Here is a 12148-nt window from a genome sequence, read left to right on the forward strand (position 1 = left end):
CTTATCCGGCGGTAAACTATTCCGCAGCGAATAAGCGCTTGTTGCCTGTTGTATGATGATCAAAAATAAAACCTAAAAAGGAGGCAAATCATCGTCCTCTACCTCTACCTTCTTATCCATGATCCGCTGAGCGACAACCTCAAATGAATCCGGCTGCAGCAGCTCTACCGGAGAGAATGCCTTATCAAAAGAAATAGATTCACCTTCGAGGATAACCGCATAACGGCCATTCAACTTGGCGATATGAACCTCATTGCCGAAGTCAGCTAATTTTCCCTTAACGACCGTATCGCCGATTCTGAATTTCAGTTCAATCTCCGGCTTAATCTCTACAATACGCTCGGCGGCCTCAATAACCTCTGCCGGCTCCCATTTATCCTGGATCACCCGCTTCTCACTCGCCGCCCATAACTCAATTTCCTTCTCTACCTGCTGGCGCTCTTCCTCGTTCTCATCCGGCCATTTGTTCTCAACATAAGTCTGGACGAACTCCATAACCTGCTCATTGACGATCTCCGGGATCGACATCTCATACGTAACAAAGCGAAGGAAATCTTCAAAATATTTGGCATGGGAGGATTGATGAATCTTCAATTCCCATTCGTCAACCATCCCTTCCTCATACATATGCGGATATAGGATTGATTTCATATTACGCGCACTGATCGCCATCTCAACCGTACTGATCAGGCTGCGTTCATCAGAAATCCGGGCGATCTTCGGTTCAAAGTCACATTTCAGTACGAAGATATACGGATCCTCCGAATATTTCTCCAGCTTCGCCTGTATAACGATCAAAGCTCCTCCGCGAACGGAGCTCGTATCCAGGTAGCTGCGAACCAGATCATCACAGGCATTCTTGTAATCTTCCTTATCCTCAGCTCCGCGCAGTCTCGCGAACATATTGAAGTTCGGATTGCTGTCCAACTCATAGCCAGGTTCTACAATAAAACGCCCTATCTTCGTTGGAGCCTGCTCCACCGCAGGATTCTTCTCCACCTTGCGCTTGGCGATCCGTGAGAACTCCCCGTCCAGAAAAGAACGGATCTCACTGTCCACGTACTCGTAGCCGTCCATCGTCTGAAAATGCTTGTAATTCTTGACTGTCTGGCCTTCCTTGCCCTCAACCTGAATAACGAAGAATGATAAGTAATTAACCGTAAATTTCATGAAATAATAACCCCTTTACGCATCTGAAAAATCCGTAGCAGACAATAGCTCATTATATCACGAAATATGTCGCGAAGGTGTTGTGTCCATAAAATGAAAATACCCTGGAACGGATCCGGTTGCTGATCGATCGTTCCAGAGTATTGATTGGCCGGGATTAAAATTCATCCAAAAAATGAATCCCATCCAAAGCAGCTATTGGTATTAATGTCCGCTTGGAGCATCATCCACATGCTTGACATGGTGCTGGTTCATAAAGACGAACAGGACAGCGATGAGCACAAAGGCAGCTCCCACAATAAATGGCACATGAGAATTGAAGCTTTCGCCTAATTTCCCCGCCAAATAAGGGGCAATCGCTCCGCCGATAAAGCGCAGGAAGCTATAGGCAGCCGAGGCTGTAGAGCGCTCAACCGGAGCTGCATTCATAACGGCAGCTGTAATCAATGTGTTATTGTTGCCCAGCAACGCACCGGCAGCTATTACGGAGATAATGATAGCCAGCTTGGAATCTGTCCAGATCCCCATCGCAAGCAGGCAGAGAGAGAACAAGAACAACAACGCGCTCATCGACTTAATGGTGCCGAATTTTTCTTTCAAAATCGGGGCCACGAATACAGATGTGATCGCCAGCAAGATTCCCCAGCCCAAAAAGATATAACCGAGGCCATGCTCATCCACGCCCATCTCACCCAGTACTAGAGGCGCATAAGCCATCAGTGTAAAAAATCCAAAATTGTAGAAGCAGGCAGTTAATCCGAGAACAAGTAAAGAGCGATGCTTCAAAGCACGGAAGGGTGCTGAAATTGAGGTTTTGGAAGGTGTTCCGGAACTTTCGCCTGCCGAAGCTGAAACCTTAGACCGAGGCATAAATGCGCTAAGGCCGATGAAAGCTACAACCATTAATGAAGCTACGCCAAAGAAAGGGCCCTTCCAGCTGATGGCTCCGAGCCATCCGCCAAGCAATGGCCCGACAGAAATGCCTAAACCGACCGCGGCTTCATACAAAATGACCGCTTGTGTCGTGCCGCTGCCGGAGAGAGTAACAATCGCTGACAATGCGGTAGCTACGAACAACGCGTTACCGAGGCCCCAGCCTCCACGCATGCCGATGATCATCCATATATTGTCGAAGTAGCCGCCTAAAAATGAGAATATCGCAATAATAACGATGCCGAGCAATAAGGTTCTTTTTATTCCCAGTCTTGAAGATATCACGCCGGTAATCAGCATGGCAATCGCCATCACCGCGTTATAGCTTGTGAACAGCAAGGATACCTCACTGCTGCTGGCATTTAAATTTTTTGCAATCGCTGGCAGAATCGGATCGACCAGCCCCAGACCCATGAAGGCAACGATACTGGCAAAGAATACAGCCCATACCGCTCTTGGCTGCTTAAGCAAGCTCGTTGCGGTCTGTTCCGGCTCCAATAGACTTGATTCGGCAGATAGTGCCGCTGATTTTGAAGACATGTATCATTTCCCTCCATCTCTGTTTCTATAAAATGTAATTGTACAATACAACTACATCATTGTATTATACAACTACTTTCGATCTTGTCAATACAATTTCGATCAACTTGCTTTGAATTTATATTGCTATGCGCAATGTGTTACTATTAGTTGGTGGACATAATACAGCTTGTATAATTATTTGAGGTGAGTTGAAGTGGAACATTATAATCTGGATAAGATTGAGCTTGAGCTTGCAATCCTATACCGCAGAATGACTAATCGTAAGCACGAGGTGCTTGACCGCTCGGCCTATATCTTAATGCATCAAATAATGAGGCATGGAAAGGCTGGAATTAAGACTTTGGCCGATGAATTCCATCTTGATATATCGACCGTCAGCAGACAGGTATCTTCGTTAGAAGAGAAAGGTTATGTATTGCGCACCCCTGATCCGTCTGATGGCAGAGCTTTTTTTCTGGAGGTAACCGAATTAGGGCAGCATAAATTTCAGGAAGCGAGAACGGCGCGGCAGGAACGGATCAGCAATCTGCTGAAGGATTGGAGCGATGAGGAAGCTGAACAATTTGGCGCTCTCTTGAAGAAGCTCAACCGAACCTTTAATTGAAAGAGCTTTTTTCTGCTTTGGAGTTTTCAACTGCATCTTTTTGACGGTGGATGTTAGCGCTAAAAAATGTAAAATTTGCATTATTGTTCGAAGCAGCAAGATACGTTTTTGGGTCTTTCTATTATGAATTTTTCATATGATGTAATTTTATAATAAATGAGATTTGTTGATATTTTCAAGCCGCATTCGTGTACAATAGAAAGTAGGATTTAAGTCAGTTTTGCTAATAACCAATAAACTAGGGTTTATATTTAACATCCAAGCTTCCCGGTGCTGAAAACCGTCCTTTTCTGAACACTTATTTTAAGCAAAGGAGATGCGCTCTTATGAACTATAGCGACTATCCTGTGGAGATTATCGAGCGGGCGATGACCCCCCGAGGCGAAATCCAGCTTCAACGTAGGGGAAAAGATTACGAAATCATCAGCAATGGCACATTTCTCATGGCAACCTACAATGGGGAATCAGAGCGCCTGCTTGTGCGTTGTGCTTTACAATATGTCTCACAGCCTCATCATGTATTGATTGGCGGACTTGGCGTCGGGTTCTCCCTGCAGGAGGCCCTGATCGACCCTCGAGTAGAACGAGTGACCGTCGTAGAAATCGAGCAGAAGATTATTGCGTGGAATAAGCTGGAACTGGCGGATAAGTCCGGTCGGGCATTGGAGCATCCTAAAACCCGACTCATTCACGCAGATCTCATCGAATGGATGGAAGTGGCGGAGGAGCAATTTGACCTAATCTGTCTGGACATTGACAACGGCCCGGATTGGAAAGTGTTCGAGCAGAATCATTCCCTGTATCACGAGAACAGCTTCTGTAAATTGCATAAGCTGCTTCAGCCCGGTGGGTGCATTACCTTCTGGAGTGCCACTGCTTCTCCTGAATTTGCAGAACGAATGAAGCGATATTTTGGCCATGTCGAGGTGCTTACGGTTGAGCAATCCCGTGGGGAACCGGATTACATATTTCTCTCACGCAAGCTGGAGGTGTAATAACAAATGAATGTACAAAAGGTGATCGATCGCAAGAAGCTGGACGAACGGTTAGTTCACATGCCTTGGTTCGTACAGCAATTCATCGATTATAAGCTGCCGGATCTCTCCCCCTCCACACTGCTGGAATATATAAGAGATTATGAGCAATTTTTGGGCTGGCTTCGTGCCGAAGGATTATCTGCAGCTGTAAATAACGCAGGGGTTACTCTGCTGGAGCTGGAAACCTTGCGAATGGAGAGCATCGTTGGCTATCGCCTGCATTTAACGACTCGCACAGAGGGGACGAACTCCAAGATCACGGTTTCACGCAAAATGTCCTCCCTCCGCTCCCTGTTTCATTATCTAAGTCAAATCGCCGAGGACGAGAACTTCTACCCGCTGCTGAAACGCAATATTATGGCCAAGGTGGAAATTAAGCGCATCCATAAACCGAAGGATACGGCAGCCAAGCTGAAGGGAAAGATCCTTGAAGAGGATGAACTTATTGAGTTCATTAGCTACATTGCCGAAGGATATGGACATGATATCGAAAATAATAAGCAGGCGCTGTATGCGCACGAGCATAATAAAGAACGCGATGCCTGTATTGCCAGCCTTATTTTGAATTCCGGACTTCGCGTATCCGAGGTCGTTAATTTGAATGTGAATGATCTGGATCTGAACAATAAGCTGCTCTACGTATACCGTAAAGGGAACAATGACGAGACGTTCAAGACCCCGGTCTATTTCCGCGAGCAGTCCAAAGACGACCTCGTCCATTACTTAACGTTGCGGGAGACCAGATACCGCACCCCGAAACGGGAAAAAGCCCTCTTCGTCGCGCTTCCCAACGGCCAGGCCGAAGGCAAGCGAATGACAAAGAGAGCCATCCAAGCAATGATTATCAAATATGCCAAACGCTTTGGCAAACCTTATCTGACTGTCCATAAGCTTCGCCATTCGTTTGCTACCGATTACTATCTGCAAAATGACATTTATAAGACGAAGGAGCAGCTTGGCCATGCCTCGACCGAAACGACCGAGGTATACGCTCACTTGACCGACAAGACGATGTCCGAGGCGATCGAGCGGCGAGTTGAATAGTACATTATCCTATTCAGCAAGGGGCGTTAGCCCCGCTTCGCTTAGGACCCAGGCCGCTATCTTCTCAAGCTCATTTGCAGCAAAATGAGCGAAAGGCGCGGCGGTGACTTCCCCTCCCCGCAAGGCTTGTCCAGTCCCTGCCAATTGCGCGGGGCCGGACTGCGCTTTTGCAGTCCGGGGGATTTCATTCGCCGCTTTTCCATTCCCTGCCGTCTCTATTTCCCTCACTACATAGGCCTTCACCTGATTTAGCTCCTGCAGCAGTACCCGATCTTCTTCGCTGCGAAGCATCACAATCTTCGGAAATGCCTCTCGCTTATAACCCTCCACCAGAATCAGATCGTAACCGCCGAATCGCGCGATTAATTCCATCAAGGAAGTCTCCTGCTCTTCTATCAAGGCCGTCCGGTAAGGAGATGTGATAGCGATCGCTGCTGCGCCATGATGGCGAAAAGCATACGTATCCGTCCCATCATGATCGATCTCAAAGCCATGAGCATCATGCTTGATCACGGCTACTCGCAGCTTCATATGGCTGAACAAGGGCAGCAGCCTGCTGATCAGCGTTGTTTTCCCGCTGTCCTTATAACCGACGATTTGCATAACAGCGGGCGGCGCAGGCCTACTCATCGCTCACCAGCCCCCGCCAGGCAGCCTCAGCGCTTTAACCTGCTCACCGGCCTGAAGCCCTGTGGTCGTTGGGGGTATGACGATCAGCACGTCGCTGTCCTTGATCGTGACCATGACAGACGATTCATCAAGCGCTGCCGGATAAGCGATTGCCTTCCCGGAGGAAAGATCCAGCCTTCCTCTTACGAACCGGGTGAAGTTGTTGATTTTCTTGTAATCGCTGCCCAGTTCCGCAGGGATCTCCGTCAGAAACGGCTTCTCCCGGCCAAGCATCCCGCCAAGCAGCGGACGTACAAACAGCTCGAAGCCGACGAAGCAAGCGCCGGGATTACCGGAAAGCGCAAACAGCATCTTCCCGTTCTTCACCGCTGCTGTCGTCACACTGCCCGGGCGCATCGTCACTTTGTTGAACAGCATTTCTACATCCGGCCCCTTGACCAGATCAGCCATAATGTCGTAATCGCCGACGGACACTCCACCGGTCGTAATCACAACATCATAATTGATCAAAGCCTGCCCGATGATCCGCCGGGCCTTGTCCAATTGATCGGGAATCGCTTCAAGCAGATGAGGCTCCCCTCCCGCTTCAATAATCTGACTCGCCAGCATATAGGTATTGCTATTGCGAATCTTGCCATCCACCAGCGGCTCATCCACATCCAGCAGCTCGGAACCGGTAGAGAGCACAGCCACCCGCGGACGCTTCATTACCGGAACCGCAGCCAACCCGAAGGTAGCCAGCACAGAGATCTCGCCAGCGGACAGCTTGCGTCCTTTCTCCAGAAGCCGTTCCCCTGCGGAAATTTCGTAACCGACCGGAGTAATATTAAGGCCCGGCGAAATCGGCCGTCTTAGCTTGATATAAGTTCGTCCATCCTGGATCTCCAGCTCCGTCATCTCTAGCATAATAACCGAATCCGCCTCATCGGGCACCTTCGCCCCCGTCATAATGCGAGCCGCTGTGCCGGGAACAAGAGGTACAGAAGGCAAACTGCCGCAAGGGATTTGATCTACCACTTGCAGCAGAACCGGCTCCTCCGCATGACAATGCTCTGTATCGCTGCTCTTGACCGCATAGCCGTCCATGCCTGAACGGCGGAAGAACGGATACGGATGGGGTGCAACCACATCTTCAGCCAGAATCCGCCCCATCGATTCAGCAAGCTTCACTTGCTCCGTTCCGCCCGGGACGACGAATGGCATGATGCGAGCCTGGGCCGCTTCGACGGATACGGCATGGCGACGGAATTTATCTTCGTTTGTTGCTGCTGTCTTGTCCATGTCTTTTCCCCTTCCTTCCTATTCGGAACAGGCGCTGAGATAATCGCCGAACACAGCTTCCGTACGAGCCGACACTTCGGTGATTTCAGCCTTGCTTAAGTGATCATAATGAATTCCCATAACGACAGTCACGGTACATTTCAGCCTCTGTGCTGCTTTTCTAGCCATATTAACCGTCAAGACATGCTCCTTATGCCCCGGTACTGCGGTGGTCTCAACCTCTATATTTTCACCATTCCAATAAGCCGTTGAAGCGGCACCGATATGTTCGACCCCGCCAGTAATCAAGATCACCAGATCGCGCCCCATGGGAACAGCCTGCAATTTAATATCCTCAAACGCCATTCTTCCTGCCTCCTCTGAACATCCTCTCCTAATTCTATAGGATGCCGCGGATTTCGTCCAAGGTAGAAATGTTCTCGGCGATCATAAATTGCTCCACTTGATCAAGCAAGTCCACTCCGGCCCGCAAATTCATAAAATTATAGGTTCCAACCTGCGTGATTGCTGCCCCGGCCATAATAAATTCGATAATATCGGTTCCGCTGCAAATCCCGCCCATTCCCATCACCGGAATCGATACAGCCTTGCTTACCTGATGCACCATGCGCAGTGCGATCGGCTTGATCGCAGGGCCGGATAAGCCGGCATAGAGATTGTTAAACACGCTGCGGCGTTTGTATATATCGATCTTCATCGCCGAGAAAGTATTTATGAGGGATACGCCATCGGCCCCTTCCTGCTCACACATGACGGCCATGCCTACAATGTCCTCCGCATTCGGAGACAATTTGATGACAAGCGGCAGCGACGTCGCAGCACGTACCTTCCTGACGACCTCCCGTGCCGTCTCCGTCTGGATGCCATAGGCCATCCCGCCCGCTTTGACATTGGGACAGGAAATATTGAGTTCAATCATGTCGACAGCCGGATTACCCGCAAGCGCCCTTCGCTTGGCATCCGCTTCGATTCGTTCAGCTCCCTCCACATAGTCCTCCATCGTATTCCCGCCCAGATTCACAATGCGAATCAGATCCAGCTGCTCCCAGCGCGGACACTCCTCGCTTAGGAAAGCTTCGACTCCCGGATTCTCCAGGCCAACGCTGTTCAACAACCCGGATGGCGTCTCATAGACTCTTATGCCGTCATTGCCTGCCTTCGGGTGAAGGGTCAGCCCTTTGCCGGAAATTCCCGCAAGGCGATTCAGCTCATAGAGCGCTCCATATTCCTGTCCAAATCCGAAGGTTCCGGAGGCCATAACGAGCGGATTCTTAAACGTCAGCTTGCCGAAAGAACATGATAAATCGATCATTCGAATACAACCTCCTCTGCCGGAAATACAGGACCATCCGTACAAGCCTTCTTCCGTTTGTCTTTACATTTTACACTGCATACCAGACAGGCCCCAATCCCGCAAGCCATCCGGTTCTCTAGTGAGACATATACCTTGGCTCGTCCGGATGAAGCTTGTTGCTTGCGCTGCACAGCGTGCAGCATCGGATGGGGTCCGCAGGCTATGATCGTATCATAGTGCTCAAAATCGAGATCGTCGAGAATCACGCCACCCACATTGACATGTATCTGTCCAGCGGAAGCTGCACGGAATTCTTCTACCATGTAAGACTCGCGGCTAAAGCCGAGATACACGTCGGCATTCGGAACCTGGCGCAGGGCATAATAAAACGGGGCAATCCCGATTCCCCCGCCAACAAATGCCGTCTTGCCTTCCGGAGCTTCAAATCCATTTCCAAACGGACCTTCCAGCCTCACATGATCCCCTTGCTTCAAATTTGAGAATAGTCTCGTTCCCTCTCCAACGACTAAATACAGAAATTCGATCCGTCCAGGCGTAATATCGAAAATACTCAGCGGCCTGGACAGCAGCGGATAATGGTCCCATGCGCGTATCATGTAAAACTGGCCCATCTTCCCGACGAATTGACCGGCAACGGCCAGACGAAATACTCCTGGTGCTACTTCCTCATTGGATATGACTTCCGTCAAATTGTTCAGTCCCCTTTCTTATTGAGGTTGTTCAAAAAGCCCACTTCCGATCCGAAAAGCCAACGAAGCCATGTGGCCTGCGAAAGCCTCTCAGTTGTTCACGACCAACTTCCTGCGCCCCTCTTCTCAGTTCCTATGCTCATCCAACAGAAGCGTTTGGAAAAATATCGGAAACATGAGCTCCGGTACTGCAAAACTGGCCTTTTTGAGCACACTATAGACGCCTGCTTGATTTTATACACTTCATTTAAAGATGCAATTTTTCTCGCCTACCAGTCTGTGATAAACATCACTCCAAAACGATTTAGCCCTGAGTAAAACGCTTACCTTGAAAATTAACCATTTCCTCATATTTTTCAATGAATATGGGCATACCAGAACATGACATTTATTTTGGAGAAGAGGTAATGCTATGTCCACAAAACTCAAACACTGGATGATCGTCTGCACCATCCTGCTCATGTTGTTCCCAAGCTCTGGGAGCATTGAAGCCAAACGGTCGTCACCGGGTGCACCAGGTACGGAGGACACGGCACCTACATCCACTGAGAGCAGTGAAAAGCCGCTTAATCTAGCCGAGCTGCAGCGCAAATATTCCGAGACCTTTGTATTCCGCGGTCCTCGGGTGAAGCAGGTCGCACTTACTTTCGACGATGTGCCAGACCCCCGATTCACGCCGCAAGTGTTGAAAATACTGAAGCGTGAAGGTGTCAAAGCCACCTTTTTCGTCGTAGGCAGCCGGGCCAAGAAACATCCTGATCTCGTTCGGCAAATCCACCGTGATGGCCATATCATCGGCAACCATTCCTATACTCACAATCAATTCAAGAAGCATTCGATGCAGGAGTTCCAGTCCGAAATACTGCGGACCGAAAAGGTGATTCAAAATATCGTCGGTTATCGCCCGAAGCTGATTCGGCCTCCATACGGTGATATTAATGAAGCTCAGGTTCGTTGGGCGAAGCGGCATAGCTACAGAGTCGTAAACTGGAACGTCGATTCTCTGGATTGGAAGGGGCTCGACAAGGACAAGGTCAAGCAGAACGTGCTTGAAACGGTTGGTCCCGGATCGATCGTTCTCCAGCATGCCGGAGGCGGCTCGGGCTCTAACCTGAACGGTACGATCGAGGCGCTGCCCGAGATTATCGAACAATTGAAATCCAAAGGCTATCAATTCGTTAATGTGGCCGATATGCTCCAAACCAAGAAAAATAAATTGTAATAAATAGGGCCGTACCGGAACAGCTTCTGTCCGGTACGGCCCTATAAAATCGATGAATCTATAATCTGCTATTTCAATACAAACAACTTAACATCCTGATAACCAAACTGGTTCACAAAGGAAGTACTGCCCGGGATGAAAATATCGATCCGGTTGCCCTTGATCGCTCCACCGATATCTGTCGCTGTCGCTACAAAAGCTTTCTTAGGCAGGCCTTCATGATCATGTCCGGTTACGAGCACCTTGGTGCCCAGAGGAATCACTTTCGGGTCCACTGCAATCGTTCCTAGTTTGAGCGGGTTGCCATAATAATCTACCGCGCCATATCCGCCATTTTCACTTGGAGCTGAAGAATACGCCGTCGCTTTGGCGCTGATCGTCTTGGAGTAATTAAAGCTCTTGCCCCAAGCTTCAACCACCTTTTGATCTGCAAGTACGCTTAGCGTAGGCAGCAGAATGGCGCTGTCCGCAGATGAAGCCTTCATTTCCGGAGCAGACATCGTATTGCTCTTGTTATCAGGAATTGTGATGCTAAGACCTTCGTATATATTGGTTGCCTGGATGGTCGGATTAGCGGTCATCAGCTTGTCCATCGGCACTCCATACTGCTTCGAAAGTGTATAGAATGTATCTCCTTCCTTCGCTGTATGTAACGAGTCGGCCAGCGCAGGAACGGATTGGATCGCTCCAAATAATCCAGCGGTAATCAATGCTGTCTTCATCATGCGCTTGAATGTCCATGTATGTTGTTTCTTCATGTTGTCCTCCTTTGATTTCGCCTGCGGAGTTAGTTGTCGGATTCGGGAAAAGGAAGCTTCCCTACGCGAGAATAGTAACAAATGATAGATTCATTTTTTGTTACTTTATCCGCGCTTCACCCCAAGATAGCCAATCTGTAAATGATTCCATTTCAAATCGGCCTTTCGTTAAATCGTCCCCCGCACTTGTCCTAGTAAGTTTCGGCTCATTGAATATATCACAACTTTGTAACCAATAGCTCATGTAATTGTTACCATTTGCGCACAAAGCCTGATATAACAAGGTATTTTTAATCTTAATTAATGACAAATACAGTTATATGTTTACTATATAAGCGCAACTCAACATGAGAAATGTGGACTGGAAAAGCCGGACTTGCTCTTTCTTTGGTTCGACCTCTATAGTAGTAAAGAACGGATAGGATGGTATTCCGCATAGCGAAAATATTGGGTTGGAGGGGTGAAGCATTGGGCTTGCTGCATCATATCGAGATTTACGTATCAAACCTTAAACGTTCGGCAGAATTCTGGGGATGGTTTCTGTCAGAGCTTGGTTATGCGCCGTTTCAGGAATGGGAAGAAGGCCGGAGCTGGAAATTAGGAGACACTTATCTAGTGTTTGTTCAAGCCAAAGAGAAATACCTGGACGTTCCCTACAATCGATGTCGTGTGGGGCTGAACCATTTGGCATTCCATGCGAATTCACGGCAACAAGTGGATGAGCTGACTGTCAAGATTCGGTCCAGAGGATTAAACGTGCTTTATCAGGATAGGCATCCTTTCGCCGGCGGAGAAGACTATTATGCCTTGTTTTTCGAAGACCCTGATCGAATAAAAGTCGAGTTGGTAGCACCTTGAGCATCCCTGTTCGCGATACTAGCAAAAAGGGCGATCCCCAAGTAGTATTTACTACCGGGATCGC

At 48.7% G+C, this 12148-nt stretch carries 13 protein-coding genes and 1 riboswitch; of the genes, 5 read left to right on the top strand and 8 right to left on the bottom strand.

The window, feature by feature from the left end; all coding sequences use genetic code 11:
* Window positions 1–72: 72 nt before the first annotated feature.
* Window positions 73–1170 (bottom strand): DUF3900 domain-containing protein, encoded by a 1098-nt coding sequence (locus tag DMN77_RS21345; protein ID WP_068781441.1) that lies wholly within the window; start codon window positions 1168–1170, stop codon window positions 73–75.
* A gap of 204 nt (window positions 1171–1374) precedes the next feature.
* Window positions 1375–2643, bottom strand: coding sequence for an MFS transporter (locus tag DMN77_RS21350; RefSeq protein ID WP_068781442.1), 1269 nt, complete (start codon window positions 2641–2643; stop codon window positions 1375–1377).
* Between the two features lie 196 nt (window positions 2644–2839).
* Between DMN77_RS21350 and DMN77_RS21355 the strand changes: the two genes are divergently transcribed.
* From DMN77_RS21355 to xerS, 3 genes are all read left to right on the top strand, one after another.
* A complete protein-coding gene (locus DMN77_RS21355) occupies window positions 2840–3250 on the top strand; it encodes a MarR family winged helix-turn-helix transcriptional regulator (protein ID WP_068781443.1) in 411 nt (136 codons plus the stop codon).
* 326 nt (window positions 3251–3576) lie between these two features.
* Entirely contained in the window at window positions 3577–4245 is a 669-nt protein-coding gene (locus tag DMN77_RS21360) for a spermine/spermidine synthase domain-containing protein (protein ID WP_179016252.1), read from the top strand.
* Between the two features lie 6 nt (window positions 4246–4251).
* A complete protein-coding gene (gene xerS, locus DMN77_RS21365) occupies window positions 4252–5331 on the top strand; it encodes a tyrosine recombinase XerS (protein ID WP_068781445.1) in 1080 nt (359 codons plus the stop codon).
* A gap of 9 nt (window positions 5332–5340) precedes the next feature.
* Here the strand turns inward: xerS and mobB are convergent, their stop codons facing one another.
* The 5 genes from mobB to DMN77_RS21390 are packed head-to-tail and all read right to left on the bottom strand — an operon-like array spanning window position 5341 to window position 9246.
* A complete protein-coding gene (gene mobB, locus DMN77_RS21370) occupies window positions 5341–5961 on the bottom strand; it encodes a molybdopterin-guanine dinucleotide biosynthesis protein B (protein ID WP_179016253.1) in 621 nt (206 codons plus the stop codon).
* 3 nt (window positions 5962–5964) lie between these two features.
* Window positions 5965–7242 (bottom strand): molybdopterin molybdotransferase MoeA, encoded by a 1278-nt coding sequence (locus DMN77_RS21375; RefSeq protein ID WP_179016254.1) that lies wholly within the window; start codon window positions 7240–7242, stop codon window positions 5965–5967.
* 18 nt (window positions 7243–7260) lie between these two features.
* A complete protein-coding gene (lpdD, locus tag DMN77_RS21380; protein WP_068781448.1) occupies window positions 7261–7587 on the bottom strand; it encodes a prenylated flavin chaperone LpdD in 327 nt (108 codons plus the stop codon).
* A gap of 34 nt (window positions 7588–7621) precedes the next feature.
* Complete coding sequence (locus DMN77_RS21385) at window positions 7622–8554, bottom strand: dihydroorotate dehydrogenase (protein WP_179016255.1); 933 nt, start codon at window positions 8552–8554, stop codon at window positions 7622–7624.
* Window positions 8551–9246, bottom strand: coding sequence for a dihydroorotate dehydrogenase electron transfer subunit (locus DMN77_RS21390; RefSeq protein ID WP_179016256.1), 696 nt, complete (start codon window positions 9244–9246; stop codon window positions 8551–8553). The genes DMN77_RS21385 and DMN77_RS21390 overlap by 4 nt, the downstream gene beginning before the upstream one ends.
* A gap of 412 nt (window positions 9247–9658) precedes the next feature.
* Here DMN77_RS21390 and DMN77_RS21395 point away from each other — a divergent pair, with 412 nt between their 5' ends.
* Entirely contained in the window at window positions 9659–10468 is an 810-nt protein-coding gene (locus tag DMN77_RS21395) for a polysaccharide deacetylase family protein (RefSeq protein WP_068781451.1), read from the top strand.
* Window positions 10469–10536: 68 nt separating this feature from the next.
* Here DMN77_RS21395 and DMN77_RS21400 read toward each other — a convergent pair whose 3' ends face one another.
* Entirely contained in the window at window positions 10537–11226 is a 690-nt protein-coding gene (locus DMN77_RS21400) for a 3D domain-containing protein (protein ID WP_068781452.1), read from the bottom strand.
* A 4-nt stretch (window positions 11227–11230) separates the two neighbouring features.
* Window positions 11231–11443, bottom strand: a riboswitch (cyclic di-AMP (ydaO/yuaA leader).
* Between the two features lie 257 nt (window positions 11444–11700).
* Between DMN77_RS21400 and DMN77_RS21405 the strand changes: the two genes are divergently transcribed.
* Window positions 11701–12084 (top strand): VOC family protein, encoded by a 384-nt coding sequence (locus DMN77_RS21405; RefSeq protein ID WP_372776383.1) that lies wholly within the window; start codon window positions 11701–11703, stop codon window positions 12082–12084.
* Window positions 12085–12148: the final 64 nt, after the last annotated feature.

The organism is Paenibacillus sp. 79R4, from assembly GCF_013393165.1.
Taxonomy (GTDB): Bacteria; Bacillota; Bacilli; order Paenibacillales; family Paenibacillaceae; genus Fontibacillus.